This window comes from Neptunomonas qingdaonensis, assembly GCF_900113275.1.
Lineage (GTDB): Bacteria > Pseudomonadota > Gammaproteobacteria > Pseudomonadales > Balneatricaceae > Neptunomonas > Neptunomonas qingdaonensis.
Window position 1 is genome coordinate 24,580 of sequence record NZ_FOOU01000003.1, and the last position, 24,419, is coordinate 48,998.

Below are 24,419 nucleotides of genomic sequence, written 5' to 3' on the forward strand. Positions count from 1 at the left end.
AGAGAACCGATATGAGTCATACACAGTATCCTAATTTACTCAAACCATTGGATCTTGGGTTCACCACCTTAAAAAACCGTGTCTTAATGGGTTCGATGCACCTGGGGCTGGAAGAGGCGCCGAACGGATTTGAACGTATGGCCGCATTTTATGCCGAGCGTGCCAGGGCTGGCGTTGCCATGATTGTAACCGGTGGTATAGGGCCAAACTCCGAAGGGGCGGTGCACTCCGGCGCTGCCCTGATGAATAAACCAGAGGATGTTGCGCATCATCGAATCGTCACTGATGCGGTACACGCACAAGACAGTAAAATCTGTATGCAGATCCTGCATACAGGCCGTTATGCTTACAACCCTAAGCTGGTGGCCCCGTCTGCTGTGCAAGCCCCTATCAATCCGTTCCCGCCACATCCGCTGACCCAGGATGAGATTGAACAGCAGATTCAGGATTTTGTGAATTGTGCCTCGTTGGCTAAAGAAGCCGGATACGATGGTGTCGAGATTATGGGTTCAGAAGGCTATCTGTTAAACCAGTTCATAGTTACGCATACCAATAAACGTGATGATGAGTGGGGCGGTGAATATGAGCAGCGTATTCGTTTTCCGATAGAAGTCGTGCGTCGTGTGCGTGAGGCCGTGGGTACCCACTTTATCATTATCTACCGTTTATCTATGCTCGATCTGATCGAAGCCGGTAGTTCACACGATGAAGTGGTTCAACTGGGTAAAGCAATAGAAAAAGCCGGTGCCACTATCATCAACACAGGGGTTGGCTGGCACGAAGCGCGTATTCCGACCATCGCAACCAAGGTGCCACGAGCGGCCTTTACCTGGGTGACGGCTAAAATTCGCGAAGCCCTGTCGGTACCGGTTATTACCTCTAACCGCATTAATATGCCAGATGTGGCAGAAGCCGTATTAGCGCGCGGCGATGCCGATATGGTCTCTATGGCCCGCCCGTTTTTGGCGGACCCTGAGTTTATAAAAAAAGCAGCGGAAAATCGTGCGGATGAGATTAACACCTGTATCGGCTGTAACCAGGCGTGTTTAGATCACATCTTTGTCGGTAAAACCGCGAGTTGTCTAGTCAATCCGCGTGCCTGTCATGAAACAGAATTGATCATCGAGAAGGCTATTCAGAGTAAAAAAATAGCAGTGGTAGGTGCAGGCCCGGCAGGATTAGCGTTTGCCACCACAGCAGCGACAAGAGGCCATCAGGTCACTCTGTTTGATGCCGCCAGTGAAGTCGGTGGGCAGTTTAATATCGCCAAGCGCGTCCCAGGCAAAGAAGAGTTTTACGAAACCATTCGTTACTTCGCCAGGCAAATAGAATTAACCGGAGTTAATTTAAGATTGAATACACGCGTTACGGCAGAAATGCTGGATAACAGCGATTTTGACGAAATCGTGATCGCCACGGGTATAACACCTCGGTTGCCCGAAATAGAAGGCATAGAGCATCCTAAAGTGCTCACTTATCTGGATGTGATGGGCAGTGCTGACATGAGTGCTGACGTTGGTAAAAAAGTGGCGGTGATAGGCGCAGGCGGCATCGGCTTTGATATCAGCGAAGTACTCGTGCATCAAGGCGTGTCTACCAGCCAGAATATTCCGGCTTTTATGCAACAATGGGGTGTCGATATGAGCATGCAAGCCCGTGGCGGAGTAGCGCAGGTAGAACAAAACTTTGCACCGGCAGCGCGTCAAGTGTTCCTGCTGCAACGTAAAAAAACCAAAGTGGGTGCTAACTTAGGCAAAACTACCGGCTGGATTCACCGTGCCGACTTGTTGAACAAAGGCGTAAAGATGCTGAACAACTGCGACTACCAAAAGATCGATGATCAAGGTCTGCATCTATTGGTAAAAGGTGAACCGCAATTGCTGGCTGTGGATAACATTATTATCTGCGCAGGCCAAAATCCATGCCGCGAGCTGGCCGACCAGATCACTACTAAGCCTGTGCATCTTATTGGCGGAGCCGATGTTGCTGCTGAGCTGGATGCCAAGCGGGCAATAGATCAGGGGACAAGGTTAGCGGCTAAGTTGTAGAGGATAGTTGACAGAGAATTTAAGAAGAGAGTTTAAGAAGAGAGTGTAAGAAGAGAGTTTAAGAATGAAAAAATGAGCCTGTTAATTCAGGCTCATTTTTTTTAGTAGGCAATTCATACTGAATATGAAACCTAATAAGATTCCATCAAACAGGTTCTAACTTTCAGTCCCCGTAGACCTCGCCTTCACGACGTGGATCCGCGCCACCGACTAGTTTTCCATCCTTCAACAAAATCGCGTGAATGCCTGAGTTCAGGTCACGTATATTGACGTCATAACCCATTTTTTCCAGAGGATCTTTGAACTGCTCAGCAGACGTGCCTTGCTCCAGGTCATAAGTGCCGAAGCGATTGACTAAGTGCGGTAGGTTGATGGCGTCCTGGATATCCATATCCCAATCAAAATGCGCAATTAAAGTGTTGGCGACGTAGCCGATAATGCGTGATCCGCCCGGTGAGCCGATCGCCATGTATGGCGAATCATCTTTCATGACAATGCTGGGCGCCATCGATGAGCGCGGGCGTTTGCCAGGCTCGAGTCGATTGGCTATCGGGTAACCATCTTTGTGCGATTCGAATGAGAAGTCGGTTAACTCGTTGTTGAGCAGGAAGCCGTTACTCATCAGGCGGGAGCCAAAGCCGTTCTCGATGGTGGTCGTCATCGATACGATATTGCCCTCTTTATCAGCGATAACGAAGTGGCTGGTAGAAGGGAATTCGATTGATTGATCATCGGCTTGAGCGACTTTTGCCTCGTTACCCCAGACTGGCTCTCCGGCAGCGACCTGCTCTTTGGTCAGGGCTGTTCCGGGAGTGATCAGTTTGGCGCGTTCACCTAAGTAACTCGGATCAAGTAGTCCTTGCGGCATAGGTACATAGTCGCTGTCTGCCATGTAACGGCCACGGTCTGCAAAGGCCAGACGTGATGCATCGCCAATTATTTGCCAGGCTTGCGGGCTGTCTTTGCCTAAACCTTTAATATCAAAATTGCTCGCTATGCCAAGAATCTGCCCGACGGTTAATGCACCAGAGCTGGGTGGCCCCATGCCGCATACGGAAAACTGATGGTAGGGTGCGCATGTGGCTGTGCGTTCTTTTACCTGATAAGCCGCGAAATCCCGGGTTTCTAATACGCCTGGGTTATCGGTCGCAGAGCGTACCCGGGCGACGATATCCTGAGCAATTTTTCCGTTATAGAAAGCATCAGCCCCTTTACTGGATAACGTGGCCAATGTGTTGGCATAGGCTTGGTTTTTGAGTAGTTGTCCCGCAGCTAAGGGTGTGTCGTCGGCATTAAAAAAGTAGGCTTTGGTATCGGGGTAACGGCTTAATCGTTCCTGATCATCCTCAATGGCGCCGGCCAGGCGTTCTGAAACAGTAAAACCTTGCTTTGCTTGTTTGATAGCTGGACTAAGGAGCTCGGCCCAGGGTTTACTGCCAAAACGTTTATGTACGGTTTCTAGTAATTTGACGGTGCCGGGGGTTCCGACAGATCGGCCACCTACTACCGCATCGTAAAATTGCATGCTGCTGCCATCAGCATTTTGAAACAGTTCCGGTGTGGCGGCTAACGGTGCAGTTTCGCGTCCATCAAAGGTGGTGACTTGTTTAGTTTTTGCATCGTAGTAAATCAAAAAGGCACCACCGCCTAATCCTGATGATTGAGGCTCGACCAGGCCAAGCATGGCTTGTACAGCGACCAGGGCGTCGGCTGCAGATCCGCCTGCTTTAAGTACTTGATAGCCAGCATTTGCTGCAAGAGGGTTGGCTGCCGCCACCATGTAATCCTTTGCGCTAACACTGCTTTTGAAAACGGTTGCACTGGCCGCTTCGGGCGCGACTGAGTCAGCTGCCTGTGAGGTGGCAAGTGCAACGGTTGTGACAAAGGGGGTGAAGAGGGCGGAGCTGATTAAAATAGCCAGAGCTTTACGTCTTAACATGAGAGGCGTCCTTCCTTATGGTTACCTTAAAGCGTTAGTCATGTTCTACTCCGATATTTATCACTCTTCAAGGTTTCGGGTCTGGTATGTGGAAAGTAGCCATCATTATTTAACATGAGATAACGCTGGCGCGATCTTTTGGAATAGTCTGTTAACAGTATTAATCAGGTTAATGAAAGCAGTGCATGTACCAGTTTTTCTGCATGGTAATAGGGCTCGCTTTCAGGCGTAACAAGGGGAATGTCGATAATCTCGATGCGCTTCGCTGCTAATTGCTGTTTGGTATTACTGTCTATGTGTGTAAAGCGCGCATCCAGCAGGATAATGTTGATGCTCTGATCATCACGCGTATCCGGTTGTTGGCTTTTCAGGTATTTGAGTAACTGTTGAATGGCTTGTGTCGTTGATATGCCATAGAGCTCCGGGTCTTGTCCCAGATTAGGGATATAAACTTTTGGGCAGGTATTTCGTTGGATGGATTCAGTAACGCCTATGGGCAATAAATTGGCAAGGATGCTGCTATAGAAGCTGCCTGGAGGGTAGCAGATAAGATCCGCTTGCTGAATGAAGTCAGCCAGTTTGCCGCTGAGTTGGCACTGTGTCTGTTGATAGTTGTCCGGGTCACTGCTTAGGCTGATATCCATGATTCTGGATTCCAGTGGTGCCGCTTCTTTTCCGGTAATCCGGTGTTGACCGACAATAGACCGCCCGTCTTCCAGGTGCGCTGTTAAGTGCAGGCTCTCTTCTGTAATAGCGTGTACTTCACCTAATGTATTGATCAGTTTACTCAGCAGGAAAATAACCGGCTCGAGTTGCTGGTGGTGGGTAACATAACCACCGGCAATTAATAAATTACCAATACTGGCTCCACGCAGATCGAAGTGAGCGGGCATTTCATCGATGAAAAATTTTAATAAACTGCGTACCAAGTCTCTCATCGGCTGCTGAATAGCCAGAATGAGTGGGTGGATACCATCAGCGATGCTGGTGAGCTGCAAGAACAAGTCGGTTTGCGTTGCAGACTCAGGTAGCCGGTAATTAAACAGGGCATAAATGGCGGGGTTACCTGTCACTGTTTCATCCGCTAGCGCGAGTAAGCGGCTGCGCAGGTCGCCAATCGCTGGCATATCAAAAGCATTGCGTAATTTGGCTGAACTGCCGCCTGAATCGAATGCTGTGACCAGGTGTATAGAGTTATGCGTGTAATGCTTGAGGGTACGGCTAACTTGCTTAAGAGCACTACCGCCTGAAAAAAACAGAACGCGAGGTCCCAGTTCAGGGCTTTTTTGATAGCGGCTGATTCGCATGGGATCCGGTAATATAGCTTGGCGCTGAATCAGGACCTTATTCATCTTCATAATCCTTTAAGAACAGAATAGATCTGCACTGTTGAAAAGCCATGATTATCAACCCCATATAGGGAATCTATGCTGAATGCGTGCGCTGCTGATAAAAATAAAATCAACTGGGGCAATATAATAAGCGAACAACAGCTTATTCTCAGTAGTTATTTTCTATTCTTAGTATAGCTTCACTCTAGGCTTTCACTTTAGGCGTGCTACTATCGTAGATGAAGCGGGTAATATTTATGCTGCGTCTGACGAACGCTTTTCTAAATAGCTGCGGAACTAAAATTGAAAACTATATTGAAGTATCTGACCCTTGCGGGTCGGCCTTCTGGCATTAAAGAAAAAGATTTTCGTCGTTTCGTTATTGTGACCATGTTGAGTTTGTTTGCCGGGCTAGTCCATCTGGCGCTTATCCCGGTATTTGTTCATATTGGTGCAACCGAGATGGCGCTGGTTAATGTTGCCAGCGTCGTGGCGTGGGTTTATGGGTTATTCCTTAATGCTAAAGGTAAGCATGCCAGTGCTATATTACTGATATGTACTGAGGTATGGACTCATTCAGTATTAGCGGCTATGTATCTGGGTTTGGATGTGGGATTTCAGCATTATTTATGGGCAACTGCCGCTTTAGCTATTCTAAATACACGGCTCAATTTCTTTTATGCTTCTCTGTATAGTTTTTCATTTGTACTGACGTTTGCCTTGCTCTACTTAGTATTTGGTGATGTTCAATATGACTATAAATATAGTGAATATCTTGATGCAGTACATTTCATTAATATTATGATTGCAGGCATTCCTTTTATTATTTCCATTACGGTAATCCGCTTAATAACGGTTACGCAGGAAGCTCATATGTCAAAACTGGCTTCTTTGGATAGTCTTACCGGCTTATATAATCGGCGTATGGCAACTGAGATTGCTACTAAAATTCTGCAGCAAGCTTCAAGAACCGGCGAATCTGTGAGCGTGGTTTTGGGGGATATTGATTACTTTAAGAAGGTTAATGATACCTTTGGTCACGCTGAAGGCGATCATGTGCTGTCTGAAGTGGCTTTGTTTTTTCGCTCGAAATTACGCGATGCCGATATCATCGCCCGGTGGGGAGGCGAGGAGTTTTTGATTGTCTTGTTTGGAGTAGATGGTAAATCCGCGTGTAAAAAAATAGATGCGGTACGTCAGTCTTTCGAGCAGGAGATCAAGCTATCTAGTGATGATAGTTATGTGCTTAGGATGAGCTTTGGTGTAGTGGAATACCAGTCCGGATTTACGCTGGGTGAATGTCTGAAGCGTGCCGATGATGCTTTATATATGAGTAAACACCGGGGGCGTAATCAAGTAACTTTAGCGTCTGGTCCGGATACAGGTTAAGACTAACGCCCAACCCCGCATATTAATTGATTTGGTGTATAATCTTGCCACACTTAGGCTCAACCGAGCCATACCATGATCAAGAACCTGAGCAGTGGAGAGCCTCGTATGAGCGTTATTCGCCAAGACGATTTTATCAGTAGCATCGAAGATGCATTGCAGTTTATTTCCTATTACCACCCGCTTGATTTCATCAAAGGGGTGCACGAAGCCTACTTAAAAGAAGAGAATCCGGCCGCTAAAGATGCGATGGCTCAAATCCTTATCAATTCGCGTATGTGTGCCGAAGGGCACCGCCCGATTTGTCAGGACACGGGTATTGTTACGGTCTTTCTTAAAGTCGGTATGGACGTTAAGTGGGATGCCAAAATGGGTGTGACCGACATGGTCAATGAAGGCGTTCGCCGCGCTTATCTGCACCCGGATAATGTACTTCGTGCTTCAATTTTGTCGGACCCTGCTGGTAAACGTCAAAATACCAAAGATAATACGCCGGCTGTGATTCATTACGAGATTGTTGAGGGTGGCGACGTTGAAGTTCATATCGCAGCCAAAGGCGGTGGATCTGAAAACAAATCTAAAATGGTGATGTTGAATCCATCCGACAGTATTGTTGACTGGGTGGTTAAAACCCTGCCTACCATGGGGGCTGGTTGGTGTCCGCCAGGCATGTTAGGAATAGGTATCGGTGGTACGGCTGAGAAAGCAGCAGTATTAGCGAAAGAGTCCTTGATGGGCTCTATCGATATTCACGAACTACGCGAGCGTGGTCCGAAGAACCGTATCGAAGAGTTACGTCTTGAAATTATGGATGCAGTCAATGCGTTGGGCATAGGTGCGCAAGGATTGGGCGGTCTGACAACTGTCCTTGATGTGAAGATCATGGATTATCCTACTCATGCGGCTTCATTGCCGGTAGCGATGATTCCTAACTGTGCTGCGACTCGTCATACTCACTTTACACTGAATGGGAATGGTCCTGCGGTGCTGACTCCGCCGAGTCTTGATGACTGGCCACAAGTGACGTTTGAAGTAGGTGCAACTACGCGTCGGGTTAATCTGGATGAGATCACCCCAGAAGATGTGAAGGACTGGAAAGTAGGCGAAACGGTTCTGCTGAACGGCAAGATGCTAACCGGCCGTGATGCAGCGCATAAGCGTATGATCGAGATGCTGAATAACGGTGAAGAGCTTCCGGTTGATTTGAAAGGTCGCTTTATCTACTACGTTGGCCCGGTTGATCCTGTTGCTGGCGAAGTGGTGGGTCCTGCCGGCCCAACAACCGCTACACGTATGGATAAATTCACACGTCAGATTCTGGAAAGTACCGGCTTGCTGGGTATGATTGGTAAGTCGGAGCGAGGCCCTGTTGCTATTGAGGCAATTAAAGACAATCAGGCCGTTTACCTGATGGCAGTGGGCGGTGCGGCGTACCTCGTTTCTAAAGCGATTATCGGTGCTAAAGTACTGGCATTTCCAGAGATGGGGATGGAAGCTATCTATGAGTTTGAAGTAAAAGATATGCCAGTGACCGTTGCTGTTGATACGAATGGCCAGTCTGTGCACAACACGGGTCCAGCAAAATGGAAAGATATTATTGCTGCTAAGCAAGTCTAACCTTTTACTCGTTATAAAAGCGGCTTCTGCCGCTTTTTTATTGTTTATTCCGCGTCGCTATTATAAAGACAATTTCCCCCTTGTAAGTGAGCTTTGGAAAGCGCCTTTAAGCTTTTCAGGACGAATGCATCCATGCTGGCATTTTGGGCTGATGGGCTGGTCACATGAAATGTAGTGATACCTGCGCTGACCGTAATGTATTTAGCCGAATCCGATCCCGTATGCTCAATTTGTAAATCTTCAATATCTTTGCGTATTTTTTCCGCTATAGAGAGAGCAATATGATTCGGTGTGATGGGCAGTAAGATGGCGAATGTGTCGTTGTCATAGCGTGCCACTAAATCACGGGTTTTACGTTTATGGCTTTGCAATATAGGACTGATACGTGCAAGTAACCAGTCACCCCTCTCGGGACCAAAAGTATCAATGAAACGTTTGAAATAATCGATCTCTATCAGAATTAAAGAGAGCGGTGTGCGTTTTCGAAGACTTTGCTCCCACTCTAATTGTAATGTTTCTTCAAACATCCGGTGGTTAGACAGGTCGGTGATATTGTCATTGCGATGCTCCATCCCGGCTCGATTCAGCATTCTTGCAATCAGCATGATGAAGACCAGACTTACCCCGCCAAAAGCGGGCGCTATCGGCAGCCAGTAACCGTAATGAACCGCGACTACCGGTAGCATGAATACACCGAGGCAGGTCACTGTGCTGATACGTCTGATCAGTGGGAAACGAGCTAAAAAGAACAAAACGCTGTAGAGCAGTGCGCTAATCAGTACGGCATAGGATACGCCCCAAATTGACAAAATAGGCGTTAGTAGGGTGCTGTTGCTGAGTGCGCTATACAGGTTAGCCTGTATGGCTGTGCCGGAAAGCATCTCTCTGCTGTTTTGATAGGGTGCGAGAAACTTGGGTTCCAATCCGGTGGCTTCTATTCCGACCAATACCGTTTTGTTGTCAAACGTATCAGTAACACTATTATTTTCAAGTACATCGATAAAGCTATAGTGCTGAAATGATTTTGGATTTATTTGAAAGGGCACCAGAACTTCAAGGTCGCGAGTCCATTTGCTACTGATGCCAACGCGTGAAGCAGGGCTGCGTGTGCCTGGAAGAAAGCCTGAATACTGCGTAGAGCCCTTTAAAACACTCAGCCCGAATGCTGGCCATTGTGGTGAGTCTATACCTGCTTTGAGGTAGGTGCGACGAACATAACCGTCATTGTCTACCTCGACATCTACATGGCCGAGTGTGCTTCCTGGAATCGCTTTATTCCCCCTGAAAGGGTAGATAAGAGAACCTCGCTCTGCAAAAATCGGCAGAATGACATTTCCATGTGTTGCTATCGACCGTTTGAGGGCCGCGTCATCTGAATTCGGGCTGATGTCTGGTTCGACAAAGGCGATGTTGTAACCGATAACCGCTGCGCCGAGCGTGTTGAGCTTTTGAATCATCTCTGCATGCAGTGATCGTGGCCAGGGCCAGCGGCCTAAAGCTTCAAGGCTTTTATCATCGATATCGATAATAACCAGATTATCCGGAGGCGGGGTCTGCTCTTCTTGGATGAAAAGATCATACAGGATATTTTCCAGAGTGTGATGTGCAGGCACAAATGCAATCAGCAGCACAAAAGCCTGACAGAGCAGAAAACCGATATCCTTCTGGCGAAACAGATTCATCAGGCGGCGCTCATCTCTTATAAGAAAATGGCGATAGTCAATACGCTCCAAATAAACGCAGGAAGATAACTATCAACAGGCACTTCGACTTTTTGTGTGCTGGACCAACTGCCTGCGTAGTTGTCACTATCAAATCCACGTACGCGCATGTAGTAAGTTCCCGTGTCTGGTTTATTGAAAGTTGCTTCGGCTGAAGTCACATTCAGTTCATCCACCAGGTGGGTAAAGTCTTTGTCATTCGCCAGTTGTATCTGATAACGCTCGGAGAAGTCATCTTGTTGCCAGGCAAACCCTAATTCGGTTTTGCTGGTGGTTGCTTCCTGTAATTCCGGGGTCGCCGGTGTCGGGCGAACGGTGATCGTGTTTGTGTAACCGCTAGGCCCTGTTTTTTGCTTAGCGTTAATGCTGGTGACACGCCAGAAATAGGTGCCGGGATCAGCAATGGAGACGCTAATTGTTTGGCTGTTCAGGGTGGAGGCTGGTTGAACGAGTGTGGAAAAATCTTCTTTTACAGAAAGTTCAAACAGGTATTCTTCAGCTTCTTCTGGTTGTGCCCAAACAAAACTAACGTCGCCAGTGTAAACAGGGTCATTAGAGAAAGGTGATTGGATGGTCGGTGGGAAAGGGCGGGCGTCGATAGAGAAGTGTTGTAATGACTCCAGCCCCTGAAGCCCGTTGGTGTCAGTTGCACGTACCATCAACCAATACTGGCCATCTGCCAGAGTCGCAGGGATGTTCAGTTTAGGTGGTTGCCCCAGATTATCCAGCAGAATGCGCTGGAATTCTGGCTGATCGGATAGTTGGCTACGATAGGACGTCGCACCTTTGATCAGGCCCCAACTGAGCCTGGCCGGAAGGTAGCGGATGGTATCAATCGCAGGCACAGCCGGAGCCGCTAATAAGCGTATTGGTTTTTGCGGCGGCGAGTTTTTTGCCGTCAAAGTACCAAAATTCTGAGGTACTTTTGTCCGACCAAGGTTGTTTTCTACATCTACTTTACCTTGTGTTACTTCCGTTGCTGTCAGGCTCTGGTCGGCACGCACACGATACACAGTACCGCGGGTAGTGGCAAAAGCAGAAGGTGTTTCAATAACGAAGCGAGATCCCGGGACTTTTTCAGGATTGGCGCGCACTTGTGCTTCACCTGCTTTGAGCAGGACTTTGATATCAATAACATTTTTCTTTGAACCAATGATACTTGCCTGATTGATGATGAACTCACTTTCAGGGTTGAGTAAAATTTGAGTGTCATCTTCAAATTTCAATAATACACTGGCATTGGTTCCGGTTTGGATCTGGTCACCGACTTGTAACACCTGATCTTTGAGTGGTTGCCCTGACTGATCATTAGCGCTGATTAGGGTGACGGGGCCGGATACTTCAATCAGCTGAATCGTTGCCGGGCGTTGTTGGATCATGGACGTTGGTATGCGTAAAATGGTGCCCGCAGCCATGAGGCGGTCGTTGTCTACATTATTCAGGCGTTCAACTGTTTGCCAGCTACGCCAATCTGTTAATAATTCGTGAGCAATTTTCCAAATATGATCACCAGGTTGCATCTCATATTCCCAGACACTCTCTTCGGCGCGCGAAGCAGGGCTCATAAGCATGCAGAGTAGGGTTATGAAGGTCACCAGTTTGGGCAATTTTGAACTATTTTTGACGACAAAGTTAAACATTTTACAGACCATTTGACGTATTTGGGCGCAATTATACCAGCCTTTATCCTCTTAACGACAGTTGTCAGCCCTGATTATTCATTCTCCGTTAAGACTGGGGGCTTTTGATGATAGAAATCAGCTTTTTTTCAATGTCGTCCCAATCCATCGCTGTCTGGCTAATGATTTCGAGTCGGGAGTCTCTTCTCCAGGCGATAGGCTGGGTGGTAGTTTCATCTGCAGCGCGGTTATACAAGACACGTGCGTGTCCAATTCGAAACACACCTTTTAAGCGCCAGACAGCCTGCAGAGAATTAAAAAATGCGAGTAAATTGTCATGATCAAACTGATCATCGGGATGAAAAACCCATCCGCAGCTAAAGACTTCCGGATGACTGCCTATTCGTCTGACGGGTTTGCTCGGTTCCGCTAAAAACAGCGCTGCCGGGGCTGCTGATGATCTGTTTCCTTTATGTGCATCCGGGTAGCAAGCTGTCAGTTCACTATTGCGATGTTGATCTAATAATTGAATCGGGAAATCACTTTGTATCGCTTGAACAATCTGCTGCTTTGGCGGAAACATTTGCTCCGAAAGTTGCTGAGCTTCGTCAACCTGATCTTGTGTGGCAAGATCGCATTTATTCAGAACAACAATATCCGCCAGATTTAACTGATCAATAAAAGCCTGGTGCCGCAGTACTTCAGGTTGCTCCAGAACACGTGGATCAAGTAAGCAGATAATGCTGCGTAGGGTCAGAACATCACGGAATGATTCGCTTTGAAGTATGTCAATTAATCCTTCAGGATGGCCTAATCCTGTCGGTTCGATAATGACCCGATCCGGTTTAGTACGACGTATCAGCATGGCGAGATTGATGGTTAATGCGGGTCCGAGGGCGCAACACACACAGCCACCGGCAATCTCTTTGATCTTTATGCCTGCCTGGTCAGGTAACATACTTTCATCAATGCCAACCTGGCCAAATTCGTTAACGACAATAGCCCAGGTTTCATTTTCAGGTTTTTGTTTGATGAGTTGATTTAGCGCAGTTGTTTTACCAACGCCAAGGAAGCCGGTAATAATATTGGTGGGGATGTTTGATAGCATGAAAGAAGTTCACGATGTTATAAAATAACAATTCTCGGCGATCATGCTATTGAATTCAATCCTTATTCGGTGATGTTACTGCTCTAATAAACGTTTTTGCGCAGCTAAGTACTCGGGCATCGGGCCAGTATCCTGAAATATTTCATCGCCATCTTCAACGCGAATGACTTTTTTACCGGGCACATAAGGCATTTTGGCTTCAAGCTCGTTGAGGGCTTCATGAATTAATGTAGCGATTATCTGTTTTTCTGGAAGTTTATAAATTTCAGCTAACGCGGCTAGTCTTACTACGTCTGCTTGATTTATCGATAAAGTTACTTCAGTTTGTTCACTGACTTTAGCGACATGCTCTTCCCATGATTGTAGAAGTTTGGATAGACTTTGGCTTCCCATGTAACCGCTCCTGAGCTTTTATAGTTGCAATATCAGTATAGCGCTAACGACTAAATTAGCTAAAGTTTTTTGGAACATCCTTACTAAATAGCGGTGTTTAGTCAAATCGCTTTTATTTATAGTATGGCGGCATAATTTTTTGATGATTTTTAGGGGTAATGGATGGCTAAAGTTAAGTTTCTGGTAGGTTCCACTTATGGTAATGCGCAACAGATGGCAGATGAGGCTTGTGAGGAATTAAATCAGTTAGGGCATCAATGTGAAGTGTTTAACCATCCTTGCATTGATGATGTCATCGGCGAAGATACAGACGTGCTTATTATCTGTTCAGCAACGATCGGAGAAGGCGATATTCCTGATAATTTGTTGCCTCTGTATTCTCAGTTAAGCGACCAAAGTCCGTTACTGCCTCATGTGAAATATGCCGTGATTGCGTTAGGTGATAGCTCTTATGATAATTTTGCGGATGGCGGTCGGCAAATGAATGAGCTGATGCATGAGTTGCAAGCTGTCAGTGTGCAGGAGATGTTATTGATCGATGCGTGTGAGACGCCAGATCCGGAAGAGGCTGTCTTAGAGTGGATCCGTTTATTGCATCCTAAACTCTGACCTAAGGGTGATCCAGGATGTGTTGATCCAGCCATAGCGTGAGTTCTGCTGCAGGAATAGGTCGGCTGATAAGGTAGCCTTGTAATTGATCGCAGTTTTCGTTTCGCAGGAATGCTTTTTGTTCTTCTGTTTCAACGCCTTCCGCGCAGACGCTAAGGTTTAAACTGTGACTTAATGCAATAATCGCCTTGGCGATAGCTTCATCGTTCGGGTCGTCGGGAATATCCCTGACGAGTGATTGATCTATTTTTACCTTCTGTACAGGAAGCATTTTAAGGTAACTCAGTGATGAGTAGCCTGTACCAAAGTCATCTAGCGCTAAACGAACGCCGAGATTGCGTAATTCATTAAGTACAGGTTGCGCGGCATCATCGTATTTCATGACAATATTTTCGACAATCTCCAGCTCTAGTTGATCAGGATCTATATCATATTTGCTAAGAAGTTCGGTGACGGTAGTAACGAGACTATGGTTAAGCACCTGCTGACCGGCAATGTTGACGGCAATACGAAATACAGGGTAACCCGCTTTTTTCCATGCCGCCGCCTGAGCGCAGGCTTGTTCCAGCACCCAGTCTCCTACCTGGTTCATCAGACCGATCTCTTCAATGATTGGCAGAAACATCCCCGGGGGCATTAAGCCATCCGTTGGATGTTGCCAGCGTAGTAGCGCTTCGACGCCTGATATTTTTCCGGAGACTGCATCTAATTGTGGTTGGTAGAATACCCTGAACTGATCTAGGGCTAAGGCTCTTCGCAGCTCAGGCTCTAAACGCACCCATTGTTCAATAACGTGGGTTTGTTCGGGCTGATAAAATGCATAATTATTACGCCCATCATCTTTTGCCTGATGAACAGCAGCATCCGCATTTTTAATTAAGGTTTCACTATCAAACCCATGCTGCGGATATAGCGTAATGCCGATACTGGCCGTGGTGAAAAAATTATGGCCATCCAGATCAACGGCGGTTTCTAATGCATTTACGATCCGCATCGCGACACGTTCGGCTTCGCCCTGATGGGGGCAGTTCTCAATCATGATGGCGAATTCGTCGCCGCCTACGCGTGCCAAAAGATGACTGTCAGCAATCACATTGCGTAAGCGACGAGCCACCTGAATCAGCAACTGGTCGCCTGCTTGATGTCCCATGGTTTCATTAACATGTTTGAAGCGATCAAGATCTATCATTAATACAGCAGTATGCTGATCTTCCAGATTATGTTCGATGGCATGATCCAGCAGTACTTTATAAAGTTGTCTGTTAGGCAGGTCTGTCAGCGCATCATGTTGGCTCATGTGGCGAAGTTTTGCTTCTGATTCCTTAATATTACTGACATCTGCAGACACGCTGACGTAGTGGGTTAATTCACCTTGGTTGTTTAAGACAGCATTAATATTCAGCCATTGAGGGTAGATGGCGCCGTTACAGCGGCGGTTCCATAATTCACCTTGCCAGAACCCTTGTTCTTTTATGGTGTCTTCAATGTTATGAAAAAAGTTAGCTTCATGGCGGCCAGAACTTAGTATTGATGGGGAGGTGCCGATAAGTTCTTCCCTTGAATATCCTGTCATTTCACAATAGGCACGATTGACATCAACAATCAGGTTGTCTTTGTCGGCGACCATAATGCCCTCATTGGTGGAGGCAAATGCGATACCGGCTAGTTCAAGGCGTGCATTGGCTTCTTTCTCACTGGTGATGTCCAGCACAATGCTGTTTATCCGTTTGAGACTCTTCTGTTCGTCCCATTCAGGAGTGGATGCCAGGTGTATCCATTTGATCTTGCCATTTTCATCTGTCAGACGGCATTCCATTGTCCATAACGAGTCATTATGTTGCTTGCTTTGTAACGCAGATTTAATGGTTGCACGGTCATCTATATGTAAACGTTTCCAGACCGGGTTGAAGTGTTTACGTGCTTCTGTAGATTCTATGCCACACAGTTTTTTAATGCCTTCGCTGACATAGGTAAAAAAAGGTTTGTTGTTGATGTCGAATTCAGTTTGAAGAACCACCCCCGGAATTGATGACGCTATATGGGACAAACGTTGCTCTGAGTTTTGCAGATTCGTATGGCTCAGATGACGTGAGATGGCAATCCCTGCAATGTGTGCTGCGCTTTCCAGTAACCGCGCATCGAAGGTGGAAGGGCTTCTTGGATATTCGCTGGCAATGGAAATACTTCCTATCGCTTTATGCGCTGATTCATGCAAGGGGTATGACCAGCATGCACCGATGTTATTGGAATATGCGAGTTTTTGGTAATGCCCCCAGCGGCTATCAGTCTGAGTATTGATCACAAAAACGGGCTGGTCTGAAAATACCGCAGTGCCGCTGGACCCGGCATTAGGGCCTGGTGCCAGGCGGTTGAAAAGTTCTGTATTTTCTTCTGAAATGCTGGGGGCGCTGAGCAGATCTAAATATCCCCGGTTATCCAGAACCATAATGAATACCTGGCATGAACCGACAATCTTCTCTACTTCCAGGCAAAGTCCGTCCAGCACAGCTTTGAGCGGCAGATTAAGAGTGATCTTTTCCAGCAAATCTCGCTGCAGGATAAGAAGACGATTCAGATCCTGAACAGTGGGTTGGGAATCACTACTAGCCTGTTCCGGTGAAAGGCTGGTTTTCAGATTGGTTAATGCGTCCATCAGTACTCACTGACAAAGTACCCCCTGACAACAATACAGATATTTTTGTATGTTAACTGCGCAGGGAGTACACAGATTATTTCAGTAAATAACCACGTGACTTTAAAAAATCAAGCATATGTGGTCGGGCTTCTTTTCTTAGCATCCCTGCTATTTGTTCGCTCCAGCTCATATCTTTATTGCCGCCACTTCGCGAATTGTAATAATCGCGGATGACTTTATCGTAATCGGCCAGTAGCTCAGAATCTTGAACGTTAGAGTATGAATCTTTTTTTAATACAACAGGTAAGGGTAGCCGGGGTTTGACTTCGGGGGTTTGATCCGGGTAACCAATGCACATACCAAATACCGGATAAACCAATTCAGGAAGATCCAGCAGCTTGCTGACGTCTGCAATTTTATTGCGAATACCGCCGATATAGACAATACCCAAATCAAGCGATTCGGCTGCGATCGCAACATTTTGCGCAAACAAGGCGCAATCTACGGTAGCGGTAATAAATTGTTCGGTAAAGCCGCTCAGCATCTCTTCGTTATGCATGTCGCAGGCTAGCTCATGACGTTTCATGTCGGCACAAAAAACCAGAAAGACCGGAGCCGTTTGTACATATTTCTGATTGCCGGCGTACTCGGCAAGTTTCTCTCTTTTGCTACTATCTTCGACCTGAATGACGGTGCAGGCCTGAATGAAGCTGGACGTCGCCGCCGCCTGGCCGCAGCTAATAAGTGTGTTGATAGTTTCCTGGGTAACAGCATCTTTTTTGAATAGACGAATAGATCGATGGTTGTTAAGTAGATCAATAGTTGGATTCATAAAACCCTCTGTTTAATGATGGAAGAACATGACAAAGGTTAAATTGATTCGTTTCTTCTGAATACGGGAACCAGAAGGAACAGTGTGTTGCCAAAAGTGCTGTGTTTGCCCTGATATTATCAACAGTGATCCTGAAGAGGGGCTGAATTCAATTTTTTTTGGCTCTAATCTGGTTTGCGGCATTAATGTTTGTGCGTTATTCATTTAGGTGGATTATTCATTAAGTAGCAGTAAGGTTGCTTTAGCCAGAGGCTGCGCAATATCTATACGGTTGCTGGGATGTGGTATGCATTGGGTTGTGACGACATCTGAGACTTGCTCTAGTTGCATAAAAGCATCGCCGGAAAAAATGCCATGTACACCAATGCACACTGGTCTTTTAATGCCGGCATGCTTTAAGTGCTGAATAGTTTCTAACATGGTGCGGCCACTGGATATAATATCATCGACTAAAACCGGCGTTGCATCATGGTATTGCTCCAGGTGTGGTGATGAGACTTCAACATCTGTGTCGCCGTGACGAATTTTTTGTAATACCTGAAATGGCGCCTGAGACATCCGTGCTACTTCAGAAACCCATTGCTCACTTTCTATGTCAGGGCCGATTAACAGGGGCGTAGATATATTCTGTTTAATCCATTCTGCGATTAATGGTGCAGCGGGTACTACTGTCGATTTGATGGTGTAAATTTCGTCAAGAGAATGGTAGCGGTGCAGATGAGGATCCATGGTGACTAACAGGTCCAGTGCCGCTGACAACAGTTGGGAAAAAGGCCGTGAGCTAACACATTCGCCATGGTGGAACTGTTTATCCTGACGCATATAGGGCAGGTAGGGAGTGATAAGGCCGACCTGTTTGGCGCCCATCTCTTTCACCGTGTAAATCAGAAACAACAGACGTAATATTTTGTTATCCGGTTGATACAGGTTGCAGTAGATGATGACATCACGATCCGCGCAGTCACTATGGACACGCAGGTAAGACTCATCATCAGGGAACTTGCGCTGCTCCAGTTGACCTCTATTGGCGGCCATAGCCTCAAGCAGTGCGTCAAACAGTGAAGGGTCTGAGTCAAGATTAAATAGTATCGGTGGCATAATGGTTCTCTTTAACTCTCTGATGCTTTAGCTTTTTTTAGATCTCTGCCTCATCGATCCGGACGATAGTATGATGGTCTTCCAGATACTCAACGGCATAATTAAGTTCGCCCGCGTTAGCAGCATGGATCGTCATAAGAATCTGATTTTCTTTTACATGCTCGCCCAGCTTTACAAAAAACTCAACACCTGCTTCCGGATCCGCCGGTGCGCCAGCTAGTTTTGCAACCTGAGCCAACTGACGGTTATCAATTTCTGCTACGACGCCTGCATGATGACAAACCAGGCTGTATCGATAGGGAGCAACAGGAGGCATGTGTAGGCCGCCTTGTGCGTGACAAATGGCTTTAAACTTCTCCCATGCTTGTCCGCTTTCAAGAATGCGCAGGGCTTTTTTCTTACCTTCGCCTTTCTTCTCATGGCCGATCATTTCCAGCATTGCTCCTGCCACCATGCACGCGCGATTTTTTAAGTCTGCCGGTGCGTTGGGGGTGTTTTGCAGTACCGCAAGAATGTCATAGGCTTCAAGCGCAGGGCCAATGCCTCTGCCCACGGGTTGAGATCCGTCGGAAAATAGAACTTCAATATTAAGGCAGAGTTTCTTGGCCACACTATGGAAGCTTCTTGCTAATTGTTCAGCGGCTGCCGTCGTGCGTACTTTGGCTGTTGGGCCCACAGGGATATCGATTAATACATGTGTGGCCCCGGCGGCAATTTTTTTGGAAAGAACCGATGCAATAAGCTGTCCTTCGCTATCAATCCCGAGTGCCCGTTCAACCTGAATCAGCAGGTCGTCCGCCGGGCTGAGTCGCATGGATCCTCCCCAGGCAAGACAAGCGCCTTCCTGCTTTACTACCTGGCGCATCTCTTCCTGAGATAAGCTCACATTGGTTAATGTTTCCATTGTGTCTGCTGTACCGGCAGGTGAGGTGATGGCACGGGAAGACGTTTTCGGCATGGTTAAACCGCAGGCAGCCAGAATAGGGACAATGATAGGTGTCGTGCGATTACCGGGGAGGCCGCCAACGCAGTGTTTATCAACAACCATGGGTAAATGCCAGTCAATGCGACTGCCCGCCTTAATCATGGCGTGGGTGAGTGCTGTAATTTCATCATTGTTGAGATGGTCATCCCCACAGGCCGTTACAAAAGCAGCCACATGCACATCGGCATAGCGACCTTCAACGATGTCGTTGATAATGCTTTGAAAAGCCATTTCATCCAGCGTGTGGCCATATACTTTCGCCCTGACATACGAGAGGGATTGAACGGGCTTTGGGTGTGATAACCATATTGAGTCGCTATCTTTTAGTGCCAGTCGTCGCCATGCGGGTTCGGAAAATCCTATTTGCCCTTTTTGAAGCAGATCACCGGTGACAATATTGAGTGTCGCAATGGCGTATTGCTGATCAGATGAAACCAGCACGCGAGACATGGCCGAAAAACCTTCTGAGCGACACACAGGGCAGTCTGCTCTGAGATAGATGATCAGTTCATGATGACTATCAATGCCAAGGCGTAATGCTTTTAGGGGGGCCATGCGTTCGGGCGTGAAATGCATCAGCAACAAACTCCTGTGCTTCGCGGACTGTCGGGCTTAACACGGATCGACGACCGGCCAAGCCCGGCAGCCTGCTAAGTTTCTTTTATTTTATCATAGCTATAAATACAGCAGATATCAGGTCGTCAATATAAACCAGGCAAGATAATCTATTGATGAAGGACTCATTCAACCAAGATTGGATGCCTGAATCGTCTTTAAGCTGTTATTATTACTCCTCGTTTTTAATCTGACAGGAATCTGTAAACAATGGAACGTCGATATCGATTGCTGCTGGCTTGCCCCGACAGAGTGGGTGTTGTAGCTATGGTCAGTAACTTTATTTCGAGTCACGGCGGCTCAATAACCGATGCTAATCAACATTCAGATCCGTCGATCGGTTGGTTCTTCATGCGAGTGGAAATTATCGCCTGCTCTTTGCCTTTTGAGCTGGATGGGCTAAGAGATGCATTTTTACCTATTGCTCAGTCTTTTAAAATGGAATGGCAGATAACTGATTCGAATCAACCCAAACGTGTGGTTCTGATGGCCAGCCGCGAATCTCATTGTTTAGCCGATCTGCTGTATCGCTTTCATTCAAAAGAGTTGTTTTGTGATATTCCTTGTGTAATTTCTAACCATAATGACCTTAGAACAATGGTGGAATGGCATGATATTCCTTACCATCATGTTCCGGTGGATAAAGACAACAAACAAGATCACTTTGATACAATCAAATCACTGATCAATGAGTATAAGGCGGATGTGATTGTCTTAGCGCGCTATATGCAGATATTGCCGCATGAACTGTGTGAGACATACCCTCATCAGATCATTAATATTCATCATAGTTTTTTGCCTTCATTTGCCGGAGCAAAACCTTATCACCAAGCACATGATAGGGGAGTAAAACTGATTGGAGCGACCTGTCATTATGTAACGCAGGACCTGGATGAAGGTCCGATTATTGATCAGGATGTTATTCGCATCAGTCATCGTGACCAACCAGGAGATATGGTTCGTTTGGGGCGTGATGTGGAAAAAAGTGTATTGTCTCGTGGTTTGCGCTGGCATCTGGAAGACCGGATATTAGTGTGTGGAAATAAAACAGTAGTATTTAACTGAAATCAATATATGTTGTCTGCCCGCTGAACTACTATATAAATAAAGGAAAGTAGTATGGGCAAGGAAGTGTTGATATCAGATTGGAGGATGTGGAATGTTAAAATCTGTAAAAGTTCAGGATTATATGGCAACAGGGTTGGTAACTTTTCATCCTGAAACCGATCTTTTTGCAGCGATCAATAGTTTCCTGAGATATAAGATTTCAGGCGCACCAGTGACCAATGAACAAGGTGAGTTGGTTGGAATTATATCGGAAGTCGATTGTCTTAAAGCGATTTTGACGCTGACCTATCACGAAGAGGAGGTTGGCGGAACTGTTGGCAACTATATGACTCCCAATGTTGAAACGATTGGTCATGATGCGAATATTATTGAAGTCGCAAGAATTTTTATTGATAAAGGGCGACGCCGTTTGCCGGTGACGCGTGAAGGCAAGCTGGTTGGGCAGATCAGCCGGAGTGATATTTTACGTGCTGTAGAAGAGTTCGCACAACATACGTAATGTTGAGTATTAGCATCACCGGTTGAGGGTTGCTGCTCAGCACCAACCCTTATTTGGTATTTGAATGTCGATTACGATTCCTGAAAAACCGTTGTTTGTTTATCCCTCACTGGCACGTAAGCTAGGTGTGGAAGCCGCGTTACTCTTTTATATTTGTCATGAGCAATTAAGTATCGCCGGTATTACCGATAAGTCGGGTAAGTGTGAAGCCATGCTGTCCGCTCAGCAGTGGCTGAGTTTGACTGACTTCTGGACGCGTGAAAAAGTCGCTGAACTACTGTCGATCTTAACAGCGAAATCTCCTGTTAACGTTATTATTAATGCGGGTGGATCCGTTAGGATCACCGAAATAACGTCGCAAAGCGTGTCTCAAAGAGCTACCCAAGGATCTTCACAAAGACGTGAAGAATCAGTATCTCAACCTGTAAAAACGACAGCGCCTGGCGTATTTTCATCCCAACAGAACAACGAAAAAAATCACACATCAGGCTCTGCTGAGGAGCCTGCATTCGTAGAAGCCAATCATCATAAAGAGCAGCAGGACGAGCTGCAACGCATTGCCCGGTTGCCGATTGTAGATGCGCCGCCGTACCCGAGACGGCCTCTGCCATCGCGTAACAATATGCGTGATCGTGGGCCCGCTCCGGCTTTTGGTGGTAGTATTGGCTGGAAGCGGCAGAAAGATGAATTACAGCAGTTATTTGATCGTCATGAAGAACGCAATCAACAACTGCATATGATGCATTTGGGCTGGACGCCCTCTGACATGTTCTTTTCGATTCTTCCACGGCATCAGATTCCGCGTGAATTTGTCGAGACATGTCTGGATGAGTTCATACTCTACTATATCGATAAAGAGCGAAAAGAAAGTAACTGGGATCAGAAATTTCTGGCGTGGGTTAAACGTGAATGGGTGCAAAAACAGACGCGTGACGCCCGGGAACAACGTAATGAGCAGCAACGTAATCAGCAACCACGACACTCTTCAGGTTCAGGTATAAATGATGAAAACACCCGCCGAGATACTAAAGAAAAACGAAAACGGGTTACAGCAGCCATCATGGATATCAAAGACACAGACTGGTAATGTCCAGACGACAGCGGCTGAAAAAAAATCTTCCGACCCGATAAGTCTTGAAACGAAAGCGCTGGTGAACTTAATTTTTGCGCGCTTTATGGCAATTTATGGCCATAAGTTCAAAAGTTGTTTTGAAACGCAGGAAGAGATCCGTATTGCTAAGCGAGAGTGGGCATTGAGCCTGGCGGCGTTTTCAGAAATGCAGTTGGTAACGGCAGTTGATCGTTGTAAAGAAACGCTGGCGTGGATGCCGACAGTTTCTGAGTTTCTTAAGATTCTTGAAACGATTGGTGCTGGCGATGGTGTGCCGGGTGTCAGGCAGGCCTACATAGAAGCCTGTCGCTATGCAGATCATCCGACTCAGCATCAGTGGAGCCACCCGGTGGTTTATCATGCAGGGCGTGAAGCGGAATGGTTTCGTTTGCGTTCAGAAGAGGAGCGCGTTGTTTTTCCGGTTTTTTCTTATCATTACGAAATGGTAGTGCGACGCTTTCGCCAGGGAGAGTTGTTGGATCAGCCGCATCCGCAGGCGATAACCGATAATCGTGACGCGACCTTGTATGCATTTATCCGCGAGTGGAGTCAGTCTCAGTCGATCTCCGAGGAGCAAGCGGCTTCATTACTCTATTATCTGACGAAGCCTGAGGGCTCTCGTGCCCGAGCTTCCTATAAAAAGAAAGCTGAGCAGAAAGTCAGTGAAATGAACCTGAGTATAAAACTTCCTGATAATGTTGAGTCAGTCGGTTAGTTTTTCGTAGAGTGCTCAAACGATGTCCCAAACATCAGTCCTATGGCGGCAGACAGCTCTTCGCTTCGTTGTGGGTTTCTGAACGCTTGTAATATCAGTATCCGCATCATTGGAATAAACATCAGGTCAGCCAGAATGCGCGAGAAGCCGGTTTGTCCTGCTTCTGAAACGGCTAATTTTTCAAGATACAGGCTTAACAGATCCGGATATTGCAATGACAGGTTGCAACGCGTTGCGATGGCCGCCATGACTTCTGCTTTTGCCGCATATGAGGAGGTCAGCGTCTGATGAATCGTCGCTTTCTTTAGTTCTTCATTATGGATGTTGGATAAGCCGCGTAACAGCGCAGCAACCAGATTAGTATTGCCTGTCTCATCCGGGTCTGTTTGTAATTGCTCTTGTAAGCGGCTTAGCAGCGCTTTAGCGATACGGTGATCGGGTTCAACATGTTCCAGGCATGTGCACAATGCTCGCAGAGGTTCGGCGGGTAGGTGCGGAATCGCATTTAATAGATAAGCATTGTTGTTATCTTCATCTAAACGAGCAGCAAGATCCGCAATACCCTGATAGCCGAGTGTCGACCAGTTCTCCCAACCCAGATCACCACTGAAATATGCTTTCGTACCGGTATAAAACTGGCTGGCGGGTTGTTGGATAATGGTGGCTGATTGCGCATGAAACATCGCCATTTTCTCCTGATCGGGTGTGAAGGAAAAAGGGTTGTCTTTTAATGCGTCATTGTTCTGATCGAGGTTTTCCTTTTGCAGCATTTGGCTGATATTCTGCATCAGCCGATTGAGAAAATCATCACGCACCGCCTGGACAAGGAAGCCTTGTTCGTCGAGTGGAAATTTTAGAAACCAGACAACATTCTGTTGTTTGTCTTTATTGTTCCATAGCATCAGGGCTAGCCATGCATGGTGTAAATAGGGCAAAGGGTAAGGGATCATGCCCTGCTCCAGTTTTTCAAACTGGCCACTACTGATTTTCGAGATGCGACGTCCCATATCAAAGATGCGAAATTGAGCTCCGCTTTCATGCAGGAGATCGCTGATGCTATTGAATTGGGACATGGTAAACCTCGTCA

Annotated in this window: 19 protein-coding genes; 8 read left to right on the forward strand and 11 right to left on the reverse strand. The window is 46.7% G+C overall.

Annotation, left to right across the window (positions count from 1 at the left end; translation table 11 throughout):
- Positions 1-11: 11 nt before the first annotated feature.
- Positions 12-2,048 carry an NADPH-dependent 2,4-dienoyl-CoA reductase gene (locus BM099_RS05135; RefSeq protein ID WP_090725357.1) on the forward strand — a complete coding sequence of 679 codons (2,037 nt, stop codon included), beginning with the start codon at positions 12-14 and terminating at the stop codon, positions 2,046-2,048.
- A 163-nt stretch (positions 2,049-2,211) separates the two neighbouring features.
- On the opposite strand, the gene ggt is transcribed toward BM099_RS05135, so the two are convergent.
- On the reverse strand, positions 2,212-3,987 hold the full coding sequence (gene ggt, locus BM099_RS05140) for a gamma-glutamyltransferase (RefSeq protein ID WP_090725360.1): 1,776 nt from the start codon (positions 3,985-3,987) through the stop codon (positions 2,212-2,214).
- A gap of 164 nt (positions 3,988-4,151) precedes the next feature.
- Positions 4,152-5,339: a GAK system CofD-like protein gene (locus tag BM099_RS05145; protein WP_090725362.1), complete on the reverse strand. Its 1,188-nt coding sequence runs from the start codon at positions 5,337-5,339 to the stop codon at positions 4,152-4,154.
- A 282-nt stretch (positions 5,340-5,621) separates the two neighbouring features.
- Between BM099_RS05145 and BM099_RS05150 the strand changes: the two genes are divergently transcribed.
- Both BM099_RS05150 and BM099_RS05155 read left to right on the forward strand, forming a co-directional pair.
- The gene (locus BM099_RS05150; RefSeq protein WP_090725365.1) at positions 5,622-6,707 is read left to right on the forward strand and encodes a GGDEF domain-containing protein; all 1,086 of its coding nucleotides are present in this window, start codon (positions 5,622-5,624) and stop codon (positions 6,705-6,707) included.
- Positions 6,708-6,815: 108 nt separating this feature from the next.
- A complete protein-coding gene (locus BM099_RS05155; RefSeq protein WP_090725368.1) occupies positions 6,816-8,324 on the forward strand; it encodes a fumarate hydratase in 1,509 nt (502 codons plus the stop codon).
- Between the two features lie 44 nt (positions 8,325-8,368).
- On the opposite strand, the gene BM099_RS05160 is transcribed toward BM099_RS05155, so the two are convergent.
- From BM099_RS05160 to BM099_RS05175, 4 genes are all read right to left on the reverse strand, one after another.
- Positions 8,369-10,006, reverse strand: a complete 1,638-nt coding sequence (locus BM099_RS05160; protein WP_090725370.1) for a CHASE2 domain-containing protein — start codon at positions 10,004-10,006, stop codon at positions 8,369-8,371.
- 17 nt (positions 10,007-10,023) lie between these two features.
- A complete protein-coding gene (locus BM099_RS05165; RefSeq protein WP_177201091.1) occupies positions 10,024-11,685 on the reverse strand; it encodes a FecR family protein in 1,662 nt (553 codons plus the stop codon).
- An 88-nt stretch (positions 11,686-11,773) separates the two neighbouring features.
- On the reverse strand, positions 11,774-12,772 hold the full coding sequence (locus BM099_RS05170) for a CobW family GTP-binding protein (protein WP_090725376.1): 999 nt from the start codon (positions 12,770-12,772) through the stop codon (positions 11,774-11,776).
- 75 nt (positions 12,773-12,847) lie between these two features.
- Positions 12,848-13,165, reverse strand: coding sequence for a hypothetical protein (locus BM099_RS05175; RefSeq protein ID WP_090725378.1), 318 nt, complete (start codon positions 13,163-13,165; stop codon positions 12,848-12,850).
- A 162-nt stretch (positions 13,166-13,327) separates the two neighbouring features.
- On the opposite strand from BM099_RS05175, the gene BM099_RS05180 reads away from it, so the two are divergent.
- Positions 13,328-13,774, forward strand: a complete 447-nt coding sequence (locus BM099_RS05180) for a flavodoxin (RefSeq protein ID WP_090725380.1) — start codon at positions 13,328-13,330, stop codon at positions 13,772-13,774.
- Position 13,775: 1 nt separating this feature from the next.
- On the opposite strand, the gene BM099_RS05185 is transcribed toward BM099_RS05180, so the two are convergent.
- From BM099_RS05185 to BM099_RS05200, 4 genes are all read right to left on the reverse strand, one after another.
- A complete protein-coding gene (locus BM099_RS05185) occupies positions 13,776-16,427 on the reverse strand; it encodes a sensor domain-containing phosphodiesterase (protein ID WP_090725383.1) in 2,652 nt (883 codons plus the stop codon).
- Positions 16,428-16,503: 76 nt separating this feature from the next.
- Positions 16,504-17,241, reverse strand: coding sequence for an oxygen-insensitive NADPH nitroreductase (gene nfsA / locus BM099_RS05190; protein ID WP_090725387.1), 738 nt, complete (start codon positions 17,239-17,241; stop codon positions 16,504-16,506).
- Between the two features lie 213 nt (positions 17,242-17,454).
- The gene (locus tag BM099_RS05195; RefSeq protein ID WP_090725391.1) at positions 17,455-18,339 is read right to left on the reverse strand and encodes a ribose-phosphate pyrophosphokinase; all 885 of its coding nucleotides are present in this window, start codon (positions 18,337-18,339) and stop codon (positions 17,455-17,457) included.
- 37 nt (positions 18,340-18,376) lie between these two features.
- Positions 18,377-19,900: a thymidine phosphorylase family protein gene (locus BM099_RS05200; protein WP_090725394.1), complete on the reverse strand. Its 1,524-nt coding sequence runs from the start codon at positions 19,898-19,900 to the stop codon at positions 18,377-18,379.
- A 249-nt stretch (positions 19,901-20,149) separates the two neighbouring features.
- Between BM099_RS05200 and purU the strand changes: the two genes are divergently transcribed.
- From purU to BM099_RS05220, 4 genes are all read left to right on the forward strand, one after another.
- Entirely contained in the window at positions 20,150-21,004 is an 855-nt protein-coding gene (gene purU, locus BM099_RS05205) for a formyltetrahydrofolate deformylase (RefSeq protein ID WP_090725397.1), read from the forward strand.
- Between the two features lie 94 nt (positions 21,005-21,098).
- Positions 21,099-21,506 (forward strand): CBS domain-containing protein, encoded by a 408-nt coding sequence (locus tag BM099_RS05210; RefSeq protein WP_090725399.1) that lies wholly within the window; start codon positions 21,099-21,101, stop codon positions 21,504-21,506.
- 64 nt (positions 21,507-21,570) lie between these two features.
- Positions 21,571-22,593 carry a DnaT-like ssDNA-binding domain-containing protein gene (locus BM099_RS05215; RefSeq protein ID WP_090725401.1) on the forward strand — a complete coding sequence of 341 codons (1,023 nt, stop codon included), beginning with the start codon at positions 21,571-21,573 and terminating at the stop codon, positions 22,591-22,593.
- 64 nt (positions 22,594-22,657) lie between these two features.
- Positions 22,658-23,332: a replication protein P gene (locus BM099_RS05220; RefSeq protein WP_244889916.1), complete on the forward strand. Its 675-nt coding sequence runs from the start codon at positions 22,658-22,660 to the stop codon at positions 23,330-23,332.
- Here BM099_RS05220 and BM099_RS05225 read toward each other — a convergent pair.
- Positions 23,329-24,405 (reverse strand): DUF3549 family protein, encoded by a 1,077-nt coding sequence (locus BM099_RS05225; RefSeq protein ID WP_090725404.1) that lies wholly within the window; start codon positions 24,403-24,405, stop codon positions 23,329-23,331. The two genes, BM099_RS05220 and BM099_RS05225, sit on opposite strands and share 4 nt — an antisense overlap.
- Positions 24,406-24,419 lie beyond the last annotated feature (14 nt).